The organism is Pseudomonas sp. SJZ078 (assembly GCF_007828255.1).
Lineage (GTDB): Bacteria > Pseudomonadota > Gammaproteobacteria > Pseudomonadales > Pseudomonadaceae > Aquipseudomonas.
On the sequence record NZ_VIUG01000007.1, the window covers coordinates 136,491 to 153,205 of the forward strand.

Sequence of the window (16,715 nt, forward strand, 5' to 3'; positions counted from 1 at the left end):
GGTGATTTTGTTGCCTCAGTCCATGGTCTTGCGCAGGTCCAGCATGATTTTGTCGAAGTAGTCGACCCGGATGACGCCGAAGCGGGGGTACTCGAAGTCCAGGATCACATACAACACGCAGACCATGACCGCCGCGTAGCCCAGGCTGTGCAGCCAGTGACGCTGCGCCGTACCGGCCATGCCGTAGCCGATCAGCACGGCACTGACCAGGGTCATGGTCACCAGCATCAGGTAGATGATCAGTGGTGGGTGGGTTTCGTGGGCCACGGCGCGGGTGGTGGTGATGTCGATCATTTCATTCTGCGCCTGCAGCGCACTGACCCCCAGGGTCGGCGTGGGCATCTGCTGCAGGGCGGCGACCGTGCGTTTCCAGATGGTTCGCTGCAACTCATTGGCCCGGTCATGGGCGGTTTCGTCGATCTCGTCCTCGCGCAAGTCGCGGTAGTAGTCGATCCGGGCGTCGACATAATCCCTGAAAACCTGGCGCACCGCCGGTTGCTCGCTGGCCGGCAGCAGGTCCAGACGCAGCCAGGCGGTGCCCATGGCGTTGGTTTCGGCAACGATCAAGGCTCGCCGCTGATCCAGGCGCGAGGCCGCACCGGAGAAGGTAAAGGCAATCAACAGTGCCAACAGGCCGAACACCGCGCCCTCAATAGCCCCGATGCCCTGGCGGGCGCCCTCGGGATCCAGGGTCAGATGGCGATTGCCGATCCGGCGACCGGCCTCGATGCCCAGCACGATGGCGATGAAAATGGCCAGGCCGTAGAGGGGCAGGACGGTGAGCGCATGCATTCGAGAATCCCCGCAAGGCGAAGCGTGGGCTCATCCTAGGATTCTCGTTGTGATCCGCCTACTGTCAGAGTTGACAGTAGGCGGGAGTGACGCCTCTGGGTCACTCCTGTCCGATTGACTCCAAAAACTCCGACCGATCATCGCTCACCTGGGCCATGCAGTCGTTTTCAGCGATCTTGTACGCTTCGCTGCCCGGTTTGGCCGGAAAGGCGGCGATGGCGCAGTCGGCGTCGCGCTGCTTCTGCCACAGTTGCTGGGCGGCCTTGATCTTGGCGGTGATGTCGTTGAGCTGGGCCTTGTCGCTGCCGTAACGGGTCTGCAGGCGTTCGTTGAGGCTTTGCAGGTTTTCGCTCAGCAGCTGTTCGGCGGCCGTCTTGCCGTAGGCGGAGCAGGCGAGGGTCTGGACGTCGTTTTCGACGGCGTCGCAGGGGTTCTGTTCGGTGTCTTCGGTCGCGTGGGCGACGGTGCTGATCAATGCCAAAGCCAGGAAGATTGATTTCATTGCGTTGCCGCTCAAGTCCAGTGAAAACCAGTGATGCAGCGGATTCTGGCGCAAGCGCCGGGCAAAGAACAGACGGCGAGGGTGGGCCTCGCGCAGCCCTTTGTCGCGGATTGACGCTTTCGGCAATTCCCCTGTCGTTTTTGCACCGGGTCGCCACGGCCCTCAGGCATATGCTGGCCCCAAAGCGCCGGCAGACGATTCGGCGCATGAAATCCGATAAAAGGGGACTGCCTGATGAGCCCAGCCGAATTGCACGCCGACAGCATCGTTATCGACGGGCTGATCATTGCCAAATGGAACCGCGAACTGTTCGAAGACATGCGCAAGGGCGGCCTGACCGCAGCCAACTGCACCGTGTCGGTATGGGAAGGCTTCCAGGCCACCATCAACAACATCGCAGCCAGCCAGAAACTGATCCGTGAAAACAGCGACCTGGTGATCCCGGTGAAAACCACCGCCGACATCCGCCTCGCCAAGGAGCAGGGCAAGACCGGCATCATCTTCGGCTTCCAGAACGCCCACGCCTTCGAAGACCAGCTCGGCTATGTCGAGATCTTCAAGCAGCTCGGTGTCGGTGTGGTGCAGATGTGCTACAACACCCAGAACCTGGTGGGCACCGGCTGCTACGAGCGCGACGGCGGCCTGTCGGGCTTCGGTCGTGAAATCGTCGCCGAGATGAACCGTGTCGGCATCATGTGCGACCTGTCCCACGTCGGTTCCAAGACCTCCGAAGAGGTCATCCTCGAGTCGAAGAAGCCGGTCTGCTATTCCCACTGCCTGCCGTCCGGCCTGAAAGAGCACCCGCGCAACAAGTCCGATGAAGAACTGAAATTCATCGCTGATCATGGCGGTTTCGTCGGCGTGACCATGTTCGCGCCGTTTTTGGCCAAGGGCATCGATTCGACCATCGACGATTACGCCGAAGCCATCGAATACACCATGAACATCGTTGGCGAGGACGCCATTGGTATCGGTACCGACTTCACCCAGGGCCACGATCAGGCGTTCTTCGAAATGCTGACCCACGACAAGGGCTACGCCCGTCGTCTGACCAACTTCGGCAAGATCATCAACCCCCTGGGCATCCGCACCGTGGGCGAGTTCCCGAACCTCACCGAGACGCTGCTCAAGCGCGGTCACTCCGAGCGGGTGGTACGCAAGATCATGGGTGAGAACTGGGTGAACGTTCTGAAGGACGTCTGGGGCGAGTGAATACCTCTGGAGCCTACTGCGCTCGCCGATAGCTGCGTCAGGTCCTCGCGCCAAGCTCGCCGTACATGCGTACTGTCTCGCTTGTCGCTCCGGTCCTTCCTTGCTCTCGACGTGCTCGCTACGGCTCCAAAGGCATTCACACAGCTTTTTATAAGAGCAGAAGCAAACGCTTCGCTCAGTAACGATTACGAATTCTGGAGTCAAGTTTTCATGGCCAAAATCGCCCCTCAACTGCCTATCGAAGTCGACAGCGAAACCGGTGTCTGGACCTCCGACGCCCTGCCGATGCTCTACGTGCCGCGTCACTTCTTCGTCAACAACCACATGGGTATCGAAGAAGTGCTGGGCGCCGACGCCTACGCCGAGATCCTCTACAAGGCCGGCTACAAATCCGCCTGGCACTGGTGTGAAAAAGAAGCCGAATGCCACGGCCTGGAAGGCGTCGCGGTGTTCGAACACTACATGAAGCGCCTGTCGCAACGTGGTTGGGGCCTGTTCAAGATCCAGGACATCGACCTCGACAAAGGCACCTGCAGCGTCAAGCTCGAACACTCGGCGTTCGTCTACGTGTACGGCAAGGTCGGACGCAAGGTCGACTACATGTTCACCGGCTGGTTCGCCGGTGCTATGGACCAGATCCTCGCTGCCCGCGGCAGTTCGATCCGTACCGTGGCCGAGCAGGTCTACGGTGGTTCCGAAGAAGGCCACGACGACGGCCTGTTCATCGTCAAGCCGTTGTAAGTCGAGGATTGCGCCATGGCTTTTGAAGCAATGTTCCAGCCGATCCAGATCGGCAAACTGACCATCCGCAACCGCGTGCTCAGCACCGCTCACGCCGAGGTCTATGCCACTGACGGCGGTATGACCACCGAGCGGTACGTGAAGTATTACGAAGAGAAGGCCAAGGGCGGCATCGGTCTGGCGATCTGCGGCGGCTCGTCGGTGGTCGCCATCGACAGCCCGCAGGAATGGTGGAGCTCGGTGAACCTGTCCACCGACCGCATTATCCCGCACTTCCAGAACCTGGCCGACGCCATGCACAAGCATGGCGCCAAGATCATGATCCAGATTACCCACATGGGCCGTCGCTCGCGCTGGGACGGCTTCAACTGGCCGACCCTGATGTCGCCGTCGGGCGTGCGTGAGCCGGTGCACCGTGCCACGTGCAAGACCATCGAGCCGGAAGAAATCTGGCGGGTGATCGGCAACTATGCCCAGGCCGCGCGCCGGGCCAAGGCCGGTGGCCTGGACGGCGTCGAGCTGTCCGCCGTGCACCAGCACATGATCGACCAGTTCTGGAGCCCGCGGGTCAACAAACGTACCGACGAATGGGGCGGCAGCTTCGAAGGCCGGATGAAGTTCGGCCTGGAAGTGCTCAAGGCCGTGCGTGCCGAAGTGGGCGACGATTTCTGCGTGGGCATGCGCATCTGCGGTGACGAGTTCCACCCGGACGGCCTGTCCCATGAAGACATGAAGCAGATCGCCAAGTACTACGACGACACTGGCATGCTGGATTTCATCGGTGTGGTAGGTTCGGGTTGCGACACCCATAACACCCTGGCCAACGTCATCCCGAACATGAGTTATCCACCGGAGCCATTCCTGCACCTGGCCGCCGGCATCAAGGAAGTGGTCAAGGTACCGGTGCTGCACGCGCAGAACATCAAGGACCCGAACCAGGCCACGCGGATCCTGGAGGGCGGTTACGTCGACATGGTCGGCATGACCCGCGCCCACATCGCCGACCCGCACCTGATCGCCAAGATCAAGATGGGCCAGGTCGACCAGATCAAGCAATGCGTCGGCGCCAACTACTGCATTGACCGTCAATACCAGGGCCTGGACGTACTGTGCATCCAGAACGCCGCAACCTCCCGTGAATACATGGGCGTGCCGCACATCATCGAGAAGTCCACCGGGCCGAAACGCAAGGTGGTGGTGGTCGGTGCCGGCCCGGCGGGGATGGAAGCCGCTCGCGTGGCGGCCGAACGTGGGCACGACGTGACCCTGTTCGAGAAGAAGGAATTCATCGGTGGACAGATCACCACCGCTTCGAAAGCCCCGCAGCGGGACCAGATCGCCGGTATCACCCGTTGGTTCCAACTGGAGCTGGCGCGACTGAAAGTCGACCTGCGCCTGGGCGTGGCGGCCGACGCGGCAACCATCATGGACCTGCGTCCGGATGTGGTAGTGCTGGCGGTGGGCGGTCATCCGAACCTGGAGCAGAACGAACACTGGGGCGCCGCCGAAGGGCTGGTGGTCAGCAGTTGGGACGTGCTGGACGGCAAGGTCGCTCCGGGCAAAAACGTGTTGGTCTACGACACCATTTGCGAGTTCACCGGCATGTCGGTGGCCGACTTCCTCGCCGACAAGGGCAGCCAGGTCGAGATCGTCACCGACGACATCAAGCCGGGTGTGGCCATTGGCGGGACGTCGTTCCCAACCTACTACCGCAGCATGTACCCGAAAGAAGTGATCATGACCGGAGACATGATGCTGGAGAAGGTCTACCGCGAAGGCGACAAGCTGGTGGCGGTGCTGGAGAACGAATACACCGGTGCCAAGGAAGAACGCGTGGTGGATCAGGTGGTGGTGGAGAACGGCGTGCGTCCGGATGAGGAAATCTACTACGCCCTCAAGGAAGGTTCGCGCAACAAAGGCCAGATCGATGTCGAAGCCCTGTTCGCGATCAAGCCTCAACCATGCTTGGAGCAGAGCGGCGATGGCTATCTGCTGTTCCGCATTGGTGACTGTGTAGCGCAGCGTAATACCCACGCCGCGATCTACGACGCCCTGCGGCTGTGCAAGGATTTCTAACGGCTTGTGGATAACCCTGTGGGAGCGGGCTTGCTCGCGAAAGCGGTGGATCAGTCGACATCAATGTTGAATGTGAGTCCGCCTTCGCGAGCAAGCCCGCTCCCACAGGAATCGAGCAAGACATCCAGGTTTCTGTGCCTGCAAGACCTGAGGTCTTTGGGAGCTTCACCATGCTGAACACCCTTCTTCCAATCCTGCTGTTCGCCGCCCTGGGCCTCGCGGCCCTTGGCGCCTTGCGGCGGGTGAACATGTGGCGTCGAGGGCGACCGTCCAAGGTCAACCTGATCGGCGGCCTTTTAGCCATGCCCAAGCGCTACATGGTGGATTTGCACCACGTGGTGGCGCGGGACAAATACATTGCCAACACCCACGTTGCCACGGCCGGTGGTGCGGTGGCGTCGCTCGTGCTGGCGATCCTGGTGCACGGTTTCGGCCTGCATAACCGCATCCTTGGTTATGCACTGCTGTTGATGTCGGCGGTGATGTTCGTCGGTGCGATCTTTGTCTACCTGCGTCGGCGCAATCCGCCGGCGCGCCTGTCGAAAGGCCCGTGGATGCGCCTGCCGAAAAGCCTGTTGGCGTTCTCGGCTTCGTTCTTCCTGGTGACCTTACCGGTGGCCGGTATTCTCCCGGAGAACTTCGGTGGCTGGTTGTTGGCGGCGATCCTCGGCGTCGGCGTGTTGTGGGGCGTGTCGGAACTGTTGTTCGGCATGACTTGGGGTGGGCCGATGAAGCACGCCTTCGCCGGTGCCCTGCACCTGGCCTGGCACCGCCGTGCCGAGCGTTTTGGCGGCGGTCGTTCTACTGGCCTGAAACCGCTGGACCTGAACGATCCAACCGCGCCGTTGGGCGTGGAAAAACCCAAGGACTTCACCTGGAACCAGTTGCTCGGCTTCGACGCTTGCGTGCAGTGCGGCAAGTGTGAAGCTGCCTGCCCGGCGTTCGCCGCCGGCCAGCCGCTGAACCCGAAGAAACTCATCCAGGACATGGTCGTCGGCCTGGCCGGTGGCACCGATGCGAAGTTCGCCGGCAGCCCGTATCCGGGCAAACCGGTGGGTGAGCACGGCGGCAACCCGCACCAGCCGATCGTCAATGGCCTGGTGGACGCTGAGACGCTGTGGTCCTGCACCACCTGCCGTGCCTGCGTCGAGGAATGCCCGATGATGATCGAGCACGTCGACGCCATCGTCGATATGCGTCGGCACCTGACCCTGGAAAAAGGCGCTACGCCGAACAAGGGCGCCGAGGTGCTGGAAAATCTCATCGCCACCGATAACCCTGGCGGCTTCGCACCGGGCGGCCGGATGAACTGGGCGGCGGACCTCAACCTGAATCTGCTCAGCGAGAAGAAATCCACCGACGTGCTGTTCTGGGTCGGCGACGGTGCCTTCGACATGCGCAACCAGCGCACCTTGCGCGCCTTCGTCAAAGTGCTGAAGGCGGCGAATATCGATTTCGCCGTGCTCGGTCTCGAAGAACGCGACAGCGGCGACGTGGCCCGGCGCCTCGGCGACGAAGCGACGTTCCAACTGTTGGCCAAGCGCAATATCCAGACCCTGGGCAAATACAGCTTCAACCGCATCGTGACCTGCGATCCCCACAGTTTCCACGTGCTGAAAAACGAATACGGCGCTTTCGATGGCAACTACCTGGTGCAGCACCACAGCACCTACCTGGCGGAGATCATTGACGCCGGTGCGCTGAACCTCGGCCAGCACAAGGGTGACAGTGTGACCTATCACGACCCGTGCTACCTGGGCCGCTACAACGGCGAATACGAGGCACCGCGCCAGGTGCTGCGTGCGCTGGGCATCGAGGTCAAGGAAATGCAGCGTTCCGGCTTCCGTTCGCGTTGCTGCGGTGGTGGCGGCGGTGCGCCGATCACCGACATTCCGGGCAAGCAGCGGATCCCTGACATGCGCATGGAAGACATCCGCGAAACCGGCGCCGAGTTGGTGGCCGTGGGTTGTCCACAGTGCACCGCCATGCTTGAAGGCGTGGTCGAGCCACGGCCGGTGATCAAGGACATCGCCGAGCTGGTGGCTGACGCCCTGCTCGAAGATGCAGCGCCGAGCAAGCCTGCGGCCTCGGTCAAACGTGAACCTGCGGAGGTGCATTAATGAGCGACATCATCCGCCGCGACCCTCGCGCCGAGTGGATCGCCCGCAACCGCCTGCACCCGCTGCACGCGGCCATGCAACCGGTCCAGCACAGCTGGATGGGCCCCAACGGCATCGTTCGCAAGAACGTCCATGGCGTCGGCTTCATCGGCCCCAACGGTATCAAACGTATCGACCGCAGCGGTGCCCAACAGGGTGGCACCGCCAAGCGCAGTGCCGCGACTGAAGTGCAACTGCCGTTGCATCAAGTGCCGCAACCGGCGTTCCACATCTGTGTGGTACCGGACATGGTGGGCGGACGCCTCAGCAGCCACGACCGCGATCTGCTCGGCCTGGCCCATCAGCTGGCCGGTACGGACGGTGCCGTGCTGGCAGTGGTCTTCGGCGAGCACAAGGAAAGCGCGTTCGCCACGGCCGGCGTCGATCGCCTGTTGGTGCTGGACGGCGAGGAGTTCAGCGGTTATGCACCGGAACAACGGGTGCAAGGCCTGCGCGCTGTGGATAACCAGTTCAACCCACGTCATTGGTTGCTGCCTGACAGTCGCAGCGGTGGCGCCGAGCTGGGCCGGCGCTTTGCTGCGGCCCTGGGCGAACGCCCGGCTACCCGCGTCTGGCAAGTCAAGGGCGAGGAGTGCATCGGTCGCGCCGGCGCGGGCTTGCAGGACTTGGCCCGGCCTCTGGCCCGGTTGATCCTGGCCGCCGCCGAATGTGCCGAACCGGTCAGCGAAACCCGACACGAGGCGTTGCCGGTGGAGTTATCCACAGGCGTGGCCCGCAGCCTGTCGCGCATCGAGGATTTGGGTGCGGTGGCGGTGGACCCGGGTGCGATCCCGATGGCCGAAGCCGAATTCATTTTCTCCGGCGGTAACGGGGTCAAGGACTGGGCGCTGTTCCATCAGACCGCTGCGGCCCTGGGCGCCACCGAAGGCGCTTCGCGGGTGGCGGTGGACGATGGGTTCATGGCCCGGGACCGTCAGGTCGGCGCCAGTGGTACCTGGGTCACCGCACGGGTCTATGTGGCCGTTGGGATTTCCGGAGCGATCCAGCATCTGCAAGGCATCGGTGCCTGCGACAAGGTGGTGGCGATCAACCTCGATCCGGGTTGCGACATGATCAAGCGGGCGGATCTGTCGGTGATCGGTGACAGCGCGGCGATTCTCCAGGCGCTGATCGCGGCCGTAGAGGCTTACCGCAACGAAGCCAAACGCGATGCGGCTTAAGTTAAGGATTCAACCATGACGATTCAAGTGATCAGCCTCGTCTCCATCGGTGCCCACCCTACCTCCGGTCGGCCAAGGCGTGCCGATCAGGACGCCCGGGCTGTGGAGTTGGGCTTGCAACTGGCCGGAAGCGACCTGCAAGTACTGCATGCCGGCGACGTGGCCGAACCGGCCCTGCGCGCTTACTTGGGCATGGGCCTGGACGAGCTTCGCGTGCTGGAAAACCCGGCGGGGGCCGACGCGCTACCGGCCCTGACCGATTACCTGCGCGACGCGGGGCCCCAGGTGGTGCTCACCGGTAGTCAGGCTGAGACCGGCGAAGGCTCGGGAATGCTGCCGTTTCTGCTGGCGGAGAATCTGGGATGGCCGTTGGTGGTGGGGTTGGCCCAGGTGGAATCCATCGACAACGGCGTGGCTCTGGTGTTGCAGGCGTTGCCTCGTGGCCAACGGCGACGGCTGAAGGTGCGCCTGCCATTTCTCGCCACTGTGGATAACGCGGCGCCAAAGCCTCGCCAAAGTGCCTACGGTCCGGCCCGACGTGGCGCCTTGCATGCCGAAGAAGTCGAAGTGATCGACGACGAGTTGCTCGCGGCGGCAACGCTGCAGCCGGCCAAGCCACGCCCCAAGCGCCTGAAAGTGATCAAGGCCAAGAGTGGTGCCGATCGCATGAAAGCCGCCACGGCCAAGGCCAGCGGCGGAGGCGGGCAAGTACTCAAGGGCGTCAGCCCGGAGGCCGGTGCCGAAGCGATTCTCAAGTTGTTGGTGGAGGAAGGGGTGGTTCGCTAGTCCGCTGTAACCACTGCAAATCCCTGTGGGAGCGGGCTTGCTCGCGAAGACGGCACGTCAGCAACATTTTCGTCATTGACACACCGTCTTCGCGAGCAAGCCCAAACAAGGGAGTCCGGTTTACCCACAATTCCTGTGTGCGCCTCTGTGGATAAGTCATAAAGGCGTCTGATAGCTACTGGAATCTCCTTTCATGAATATTGAATTTCGCCCGGCTTTACCCGCGGATACGCCCGATATTGCTCGCTTGTTCCAGATTTCCTCCGAAGGTGCTTCGGATTATATCTGGAGCCAGTTGGCGGAGCCTGGGCAGGACCTCGTGGAGGTGGGCGCAGCTCGTTACGCACGTGAGGATGTCGATTTTTCCTACCAGAACTGTGTCATCGCAGAGGCTGAGGGGCGAGTCATCGGAATGATGCATTGCTACGTGATGCGTCATGATCCGCTGGCGACTCCTGTCACCGATCCGGTGCTGGCGCCTTACGCCGATATGGAAATTCCCGATACGCTCTATATATCAAGCCTGGCCTTGCATGAAGGTTGGCGCAACAAGGGCCTGGGCGTGCGCTTTCTCGAGCTGGCACAACAGCGGGCCGATCGATTGAAGCTCAAGGGGTTGAGCCTGATCGACTACGCAGCGAACACTGGCGCCCGGCGCTTCTATGAGCGCCACGGCTTTGAAATCGTTAAAACCTGTCAGATTTTTCCGCATCCGATGATTCGGGTGACGGGAGAAGCGTATCTCATGCATCGGCCCTGACCGCTGAAGGAAAAAATCCTCGAGAGCGAGCGGGTTCTTCCCCAGGATCAGTGCTTACCCACAATTGCTGTATACCCACTTGTGGATAACCTGTTCGCTCCTTGCCATACCCCTTGCCAATCAAGCACTCCAGGCTTGCGATCAAAAATTGAGCAGCTCAACCCACGGTTTTTATTGGCTTTTTCCCGCCACTGCAGACAGGTGTGATGCCCATTTTGCCCCCAATAGTTGTTGGCGCTTTTGTGGATAAGATGTTCGCCGTCCTCTACAAGCCGCGCGGGACGGGCCTTTCACTGAGTTGATCATAAAATGATCAATTCGTCTCTCCGAGAGGAAAACTCCCCATAAAACCTTGGATTAAGGCTCGTGGAAGTGTTTTTCCACAGATTCGTCAAATTTACCCCCAAACGCTGTTGGCGCTTCTGTGGATAAGGTGTTCGCTCACCTCTGCAGGCCATGCAGATCAAGCTCTCACGACTTTTGGTTAAAAAATATCCAATATGGCGGAAGAACCCTTCACTGTGCATAAAACCCGGTTTTTGCTCAGTTTTTTCCTGGGCTCATCTATCTCGGACCGCATTTGTCCCCATTAGCTGTGGGTGGCCATGTGGATAACTTGTTCGCGAAAGGCTGCGGCGCCCGGCGGGCATAGTCTTAAACGCTATAGGTCAAATTTCATACAGTTCTAAGGAACTGCCTTGACGCAAACCTGTCGCGTGTCTTCACTCCAAACCACAAGGACATCAGCGTTTTTATCCACATCTGGTTCAGGGAGAACAGGATGGATAGCCGACACCCTCACTCGTACCTCCCCCCCTCGGTGAATTGCATCCCGACGCCGCCCATGTTGTTGCCCAGGCGCATTCGCCGTCGCGCCGCCAATCAGCGTGCACGCCAATAGCGTTTCACCCACGGCTCGTTTCACCTGCCATACCGTTGACTGCCGCAGGTCCCTCTACGGGACTGTGGCCAGGCGCTTGGACGCCTTCGATTTACAGGCAACCGCAGAGTTGCCCTTTCTGCCTGAGAGGACTTGGACATGACACGGATCTCGACCCCCATCAGTGATATCAAGGAACACTATGACGTGATCGTCATCGGCTCCGGTTACGGCGGCGGTATCGCCGCTTCACGGCTATCCCGGGCCGGGCGCAAGGTGTGCCTGCTGGAGCGGGGCCGTGAGATTCAACCCGGCGAATACCCCAACACCCTGCTGGCGGCCACCGAGGAGTTGCAGGTGCATGACCCTGACGGCCACATCGGCTCGCGCACCGGCATGTTCGACCTGCACGTCAATGCCCAGCAGAACGTGGTGGTGGGTTGCGGCCTGGGCGGCACTTCGCTGATCAATGCCAACGTCTCCCTGGAACCGGAGCCTGGCGTGTTCGAAGACCCACGCTGGCCGTTGGAGGTGCGCGAACACCGTGACACGCTGCTCAAGGACGGTTACGCGCGGGCCAGGGAGATGCTCAAGCCCAATGCCTACCCGTCTTCGGAGCCGAAGCTGCCCAAGCTCGAAGCCCACCGCAAGTCGGCCGACTACCTCAAGCAAACGGCGCATTTCTATCGGCCACCCATCAACGTCACGTTCGACAAGCTGCCCAACAACCTCAACCACGTCGGCGTCGAACAGTTGCCATGCAACGGCTGCGGCGACTGCGTCTCCGGTTGTAACAACAAGGCCAAGAACACCACGCTGATGAATTACCTGCCGGATGCCTGGAACCACGGCGCGGAAATTTTCTGCCAGGCTGAGGTGCGGCACCTGGAGCGCGACGGCGATGGTTGGATCGTGCACTTCCAGTACCTGGATAGCGGTCGCGAATTGTTCTCGGCACCGACCCTGTTCGTGCGGGCCGACATCGTGGTGGTGTCCGCCGGTACCCTGGGTTCTACCGAGATCATGTTGCGCTCCAGGGACAAGGGGCTGTCGATGTCCAATCAGCTGGGCGAGAACATGAGCGGCAACGGTGACATCCTCGGGTTCGGCCACAACTGCGACCAGACCATCAACGGTATCGGTTTCGGCGCCCATTCGGCCAAGGAGCTGGAGCCGGTGGGGCCGTGCATCACCTCGATCATCGACATGCGCACCGAGGGCGACTGGCGCAGCCGCATGGTCATCGAGGAAGGTTCGATCCCCGGCGCCCTCGGCCGGCCGATGGTGCCGAGCATGGCGGCATTCGCCGAGATGATTGGCGTGCCCACCGATAAAGGTTTCGGTGCCAGCCTGAAATACAAGGGGCGGGAAGCCGAAAGCTTCCTGCGCGGCCCGTATTACGGCGCGTTGCACAACATGCAGACCTACCTGATCATGAGCCACGACAACGGCAAGGGCCGCATGGTGCTCGACAGCAAGGACCAGTTGCGCATTGACTGGCCCGGTGTTGGTGAGCAGGAAAACGTCACCCTCGGCAATGAGCGTCTGCATCAGAGCACCAAGGCCCTGGGCGGGATCTGGGTCGAGAATCCGATCTGGACCAAGCTGCTCAAGCACAGCATCGTCTCGGTTCATCCCCTGGGCGGTTGCGTGATGGGCGAGGACGCGACGCAAGGCGTAGTCAACCACAAGGGCCAGGTGTTCAGTGGCACCAGCGGCACGGATGTCTACCCCGGCCTGTATGTGGCCGACGGTGCGGTGATTCCGACGTCCCTGGCGGTCAATCCGCTGCTGACCATTTCGGCGGTGAGCGAGCGCAACATGGGCCTGCTGGCGGCCGATCGCGGCTGGATGATCGATTACACATTGCCCTCAGCCCCGCAAAAGTCGGTGGCGCCGCCAACCCTCGGCGTGCAGTTCACCGAAACCATGAAGGGCTATTTCTCCACCGCCTTCACCCAGGCCCAGGGCACCGATCTCACGCTTTACGAAGCGGCGGCGAAACGCGGAAAAACCGACAACTCGACCATCGAGTTCACCCTGACCATCACCGCCGATGACCTCAATCGCATGATCAAGGAGCCGGAGCACGCCGCGACGTTGGTGGGTACCCTGGATGCGCCCCTGCTCTCGCCGCAGCCGCTGGTTGCCAGCAATGGCGTATTCAACCTGTTCGAGCAATATCAGGAGCAGGTGGGCGTTCGGCACATGAACTACGACATGAAGCTGACCGCCGAGGACGGCAGCGACTATTACTTCAGCGCCTTCAAGACCGTGCCCGAGGACAACGGCGTGCTGAATGTCTGGCATGACACCAGCACCCTCTATGTCACCCTCTATCGCGGGCCGGACAAGACCGGCGCGGTACTCGGCTCGGGTGTGATGCACATCCTGCCGGCGGATTTTGCCAAGCAGATGACCACCATGAAGGTGCTCAACGCCCGTAACGAGCGCGAACGGGTCGAGGCCCTGGCACGGTTCGGCAAGTTCTTTGCCGGCATCCTGTGGGAGAGTTACGGCGGGGTGTTCGCCGGGGATATCTACTTCAACCCGGATGCGCCGCCGAGGATCAAGCGGCCGCTGGACGCACCGGCACCGACCGTGCATTTCTTCGAAACCGAAGACAGCGTCCAGTTGCGCCTGACCCGCTATCAGGCGGGCAGCAAAGGTCCGGTGATGCTGGTTCACGGCCTGGGCGTGGGCTCGAACATCTTTTCCACCGATACCATTCACACCAACCTGCTGGAGTACCTGTGCAAGCATGAGTACGACGTCTGGCTGCTGGACCTGCGGGTGAGCATCCTGCTGCCCGCCAGCAAGCATGAGTGGAACGGCGACCAGGTGGCCCAGTACGACTTCAAGGCAGCCATCGAACAGATCCAGCAGGCGACCCTCGCCCGCGACGTGCAATGCGTGGTGCATTGCTACGGTGCGACGACCTTCTTCATGTCCATGCTGGCGGGCCTGCAAGGCGTGCGCTCAGTGGTCTGTTCGCAGATCGCCGCCGATACGGTGGTTGCCACGGCCACCGGCCTGAAGGCCGGCCTGCACCTGCCGGGCATGCTCGACGCCATCGGCATCAAGTCCCTGACCGCCTACGCCGACACCAAGGAGAACTGGTTCAACAAGCTCTACGACAAAGCGCTGAACGGCTATGCCCGGATCGAGGCCCAGGGCTATTGCACCAACCCGGTCTGCCATCGCATCACCTTCATGTATGCGTCGCTGTACCGCCACGACACCCTCAACGAAACCCTGCACGACAACCTGCATGAACTGTTCGGCGAGTCGAACATGCACACCTTCGAGCACCTGGCGCTGATCGTGCGCAAGGGGCACCTGGTGGACTTCAAGGGCAATGACGTCTACATGCCGCATTTCGATCGGTTGAAGTTGCCGATCTGCTTCATCAGCGGCGCCGACAACCAGTGCTACCTGCCGCAAAGCACCCTCAAGACCTATGAACGGCTGTGCGACATGCATGGCCCGCAACTGTTCAGCCGCCACGAGGTGCCAGGCTACGGCCATATCGACTGCATCTTCGGCAAGGATGCGGTGGTGGATGTGTATCCGATCATCCTTGAGCACCTGGAGAAAACGGCCCTCGGCTGACATCAGATCGAGTCGACTTCTTCGCGAGCAAGCCCGCTCCCACAGGGGCACGCGATCTCCTGTGGGAGCGGGCTTGCTCGCGAAGACGGACTGAAAAGCACCGCATTTCAGGAACAGGCCCCAAGGAAAAAGGATGCCCATGAACACTTACATCCGCTGGTACCAACGCATCATCTGGGTCGGAATTGTCATGAACATGTTCTTCGCGATTCCGGCGTTGTTCGCGCCGGCGTTGCTGACGTCCATGCTCGGGCTGCCGCCTGTGCTGTCCGATCCCTGGCTGGAAAACACTGGCATGTTGCTGGTGGGCATCAGCCTGTTCTACATGCCCTCGGGGTTCAATGCGCCGCGTTTCGTGGTGAATTCGTGGTTGTGCGTGCTCTCGCGACTGGTGGCGGTGGTGTTCTGGATCTACCTGATCAACACCAACAACCAAGGTCCGTTGTTCGTGCCGATGCTGATGGGCGACCTGAGCATGTTCCTGATCCTGGGCGTGCTGCTGTACCTGGGCAGCCCGGTTGCCAATCGCCCCCTGGCCTTGATCTGTGCCGGTTGCCGGGAGTGGCGTGATGGCTGGATACGGCATTGGCACAGTCCCCGCTTCAGGACCGGTGCGCTGGTGGTGGTGCTGGTGCTGGGCTTCATCGGTTACCAGACCTGGTACCAGATGATCCGCGAGGTACCGCAACCGGACTTCGCATCCGACGAAGACCATTACAAATACGCCGCCATCGGCCTCGGCATCGAGGCGCGGATTCCTTACTACCTGTTCGCCGTGCTGCCGCAGATGTGCCCGGAAAAGATGCCCAAGCCTGGCGGTTACGAAGTGTTCGGCTTCCTCTACGAGAACGGTAGGGACCTGCCCATCGGCATGGCCAAGCGGCAACTGGGTTACCCCACCGTGGAGCCGAACTGCGCCCTGTGTCACACCGGCTCCTACCGGGCCAGCGCCACTGATGTCGCGGTTCCGGTCGCGAGCGCGCCGGCCAATACCTTGCAACTGCAAGCCTTCCAGTGGTTCGCCTACGATTGCGCCAGCGACCCGAAATTCACCCCCGATGCGATCATGGCCGCGATCAACGGCAAGTTCCAGCTGGGCTTTTTCGAGAAGCTGTACAACCGCTACCTGATCATCCCGATGGCCAAGAGCGCGCTGCTCAAGCAGAAGCAGGCCTACGCTTGGCAGAAACTGCGTCCGGCCCAGGGGCCCGGGCGGACCGACACCTTCAACCCGACCAAAATGGTGGTGTTCGGCTTCCCGGATGACTCCACCATCGGCACCGTGGACCTGCCGCAGGTCTGGAACCAGAAACCCCGCGAGTCGATGTACCTGCACTGGGACGGCAATAACAACAATATCCACGAGCGCAACTACGCAGCCGCCATGGCTGTGGGGGCGACGCCGGAATCGGTGCTGCCGCCCAGCTTCAACCGGGTGACCAACTGGTTACTGGGGCACAAGGCGCCGGCCTGGCCGTTCGCCCTGGACCAGGCGAAGGTGGCCCAGGGCAAACCGATCTGGGAGAAGAACTGTGCCGGTTGCCACGACTTCGGTCGCACCGACACGGGCCAGGTCACCACCAACATCGACCAGTTGGGCACCGATCCCCATCGCCTGGATTCCTTCACCATCGGGTTGGTGACGGCGTTCCATGGCTTCAAGAAACCGCCGTTCGACTTCAGCGCGTACCGCAAGACCCAGAGCTACAGCAATACCCCCACCGACGGCGTCTGGTTGCGTGCGCCGTACCTGCACAACGGTTCGGTCCCGACCCTCTGGGACCTGCTGCTGCCGCCGGAACAGCGTCCGCAGGTGTTCTACACCGGCTCCGATATCTACGACCCGCAGAAGGTCGGCTTTGTCACCAGTGGTGCGCAGATGAAGGCGTCGGCGGATTTCAAATACGACACCCGCCTGGAAGGCAACCACAACGGCGGTCACCTGTATGGCACGCAACTGTCGGACACCGACAAGCGAGCCCTGATCGAATTCATGAAGACCCTGTAGCCCAGG

The 16,715-nt window shown here is 61.4% G+C and carries 11 protein-coding genes; 9 read left to right on the forward strand and 2 right to left on the reverse strand.

The genetic code is table 11. The features are described 5' to 3' along the window. Positions 1-15: 15 nt before the first annotated feature. Together FBY02_RS09390 and FBY02_RS09395 are read right to left on the reverse strand one after the other, a co-directional pair. Complete coding sequence (locus FBY02_RS09390) at positions 16-792, reverse strand: DUF4239 domain-containing protein (RefSeq protein WP_144926409.1); 777 nt, start codon at positions 790-792, stop codon at positions 16-18. 100 nt (positions 793-892) lie between these two features. Beyond that, the gene (locus FBY02_RS09395; RefSeq protein ID WP_144926565.1) at positions 893-1,294 is read right to left on the reverse strand and encodes a lysozyme inhibitor LprI family protein; all 402 of its coding nucleotides are present in this window, start codon (positions 1,292-1,294) and stop codon (positions 893-895) included. Positions 1,295-1,528: 234 nt separating this feature from the next. Here FBY02_RS09395 and FBY02_RS09400 point away from each other — a divergent pair, with 234 nt between their 5' ends. The 9 genes from FBY02_RS09400 (at position 1,529) to FBY02_RS09440 (ending at position 16,709) form a co-directional block, all read left to right on the forward strand. Further along, the gene (locus tag FBY02_RS09400) at positions 1,529-2,506 is read left to right on the forward strand and encodes a dipeptidase (protein ID WP_072342246.1); all 978 of its coding nucleotides are present in this window, start codon (positions 1,529-1,531) and stop codon (positions 2,504-2,506) included. A gap of 210 nt (positions 2,507-2,716) precedes the next feature. Beyond that, a complete protein-coding gene (locus tag FBY02_RS09405; RefSeq protein WP_024776567.1) occupies positions 2,717-3,247 on the forward strand; it encodes a DUF5943 domain-containing protein in 531 nt (176 codons plus the stop codon). A gap of 15 nt (positions 3,248-3,262) precedes the next feature. Then, positions 3,263-5,323 (forward strand): dimethylglycine demethylation protein DgcA, encoded by a 2,061-nt coding sequence (gene dgcA / locus FBY02_RS09410; RefSeq protein ID WP_144926412.1) that lies wholly within the window; start codon positions 3,263-3,265, stop codon positions 5,321-5,323. Positions 5,324-5,493: 170 nt separating this feature from the next. Further along, positions 5,494-7,443, forward strand: a complete 1,950-nt coding sequence (dgcB, locus tag FBY02_RS09415) for a dimethylglycine demethylation protein DgcB (protein ID WP_144926415.1) — start codon at positions 5,494-5,496, stop codon at positions 7,441-7,443. Further along, complete coding sequence (locus tag FBY02_RS09420; RefSeq protein ID WP_144926418.1) at positions 7,443-8,663, forward strand: electron transfer flavoprotein subunit alpha/FixB family protein; 1,221 nt, start codon at positions 7,443-7,445, stop codon at positions 8,661-8,663. Before dgcB ends, FBY02_RS09420 begins: the two co-directional genes overlap by 1 nt. A gap of 15 nt (positions 8,664-8,678) precedes the next feature. Beyond that, positions 8,679-9,449, forward strand: a complete 771-nt coding sequence (locus FBY02_RS09425) for an electron transfer flavoprotein subunit beta (RefSeq protein WP_047702359.1) — start codon at positions 8,679-8,681, stop codon at positions 9,447-9,449. A 193-nt stretch (positions 9,450-9,642) separates the two neighbouring features. Beyond that, positions 9,643-10,209: a GNAT family N-acetyltransferase gene (locus FBY02_RS09430; RefSeq protein ID WP_144926421.1), complete on the forward strand. Its 567-nt coding sequence runs from the start codon at positions 9,643-9,645 to the stop codon at positions 10,207-10,209. Positions 10,210-11,248: 1,039 nt separating this feature from the next. Continuing rightward, entirely contained in the window at positions 11,249-14,701 is a 3,453-nt protein-coding gene (locus FBY02_RS09435) for a GMC oxidoreductase (RefSeq protein WP_144926424.1), read from the forward strand. A 139-nt stretch (positions 14,702-14,840) separates the two neighbouring features. Then, positions 14,841-16,709: a hypothetical protein gene (locus tag FBY02_RS09440; RefSeq protein ID WP_144926427.1), complete on the forward strand. Its 1,869-nt coding sequence runs from the start codon at positions 14,841-14,843 to the stop codon at positions 16,707-16,709. Positions 16,710-16,715: the final 6 nt, after the last annotated feature.

Excerpts from the sequence above, each read along its gene's own strand:
- FBY02_RS09425 (WP_047702359.1), top strand. The coding sequence starts at position 8,679 with ATGACGATTCAAGTGATCAGCCTCGTCTCCATCGGTGCCCACCCTACC.
- FBY02_RS09390 (WP_144926409.1), bottom strand. The coding sequence starts at position 792 with ATGCATGCGCTCACCGTCCTGCCCCTCTACGGCCTGGCCATTTTCATC.
- FBY02_RS09405 (WP_024776567.1), top strand. The coding sequence starts at position 2,717 with ATGGCCAAAATCGCCCCTCAACTGCCTATCGAAGTCGACAGCGAAACC.
- FBY02_RS09420 (WP_144926418.1), top strand. The coding sequence starts at position 7,443 with ATGAGCGACATCATCCGCCGCGACCCTCGCGCCGAGTGGATCGCCCGC.
- FBY02_RS09430 (WP_144926421.1), top strand. The coding sequence starts at position 9,643 with ATGAATATTGAATTTCGCCCGGCTTTACCCGCGGATACGCCCGATATT.
- dgcA (WP_144926412.1), top strand. The coding sequence starts at position 3,263 with ATGGCTTTTGAAGCAATGTTCCAGCCGATCCAGATCGGCAAACTGACC.
- dgcB (WP_144926415.1), top strand. The coding sequence starts at position 5,494 with ATGCTGAACACCCTTCTTCCAATCCTGCTGTTCGCCGCCCTGGGCCTC.
- FBY02_RS09435 (WP_144926424.1), top strand. The coding sequence starts at position 11,249 with ATGACACGGATCTCGACCCCCATCAGTGATATCAAGGAACACTATGAC.
- FBY02_RS09440 (WP_144926427.1), top strand. The coding sequence starts at position 14,841 with ATGAACACTTACATCCGCTGGTACCAACGCATCATCTGGGTCGGAATT.
- FBY02_RS09395 (WP_144926565.1), bottom strand. The coding sequence starts at position 1,294 with ATGAAATCAATCTTCCTGGCTTTGGCATTGATCAGCACCGTCGCCCAC.
- FBY02_RS09400 (WP_072342246.1), top strand. The coding sequence starts at position 1,529 with ATGAGCCCAGCCGAATTGCACGCCGACAGCATCGTTATCGACGGGCTG.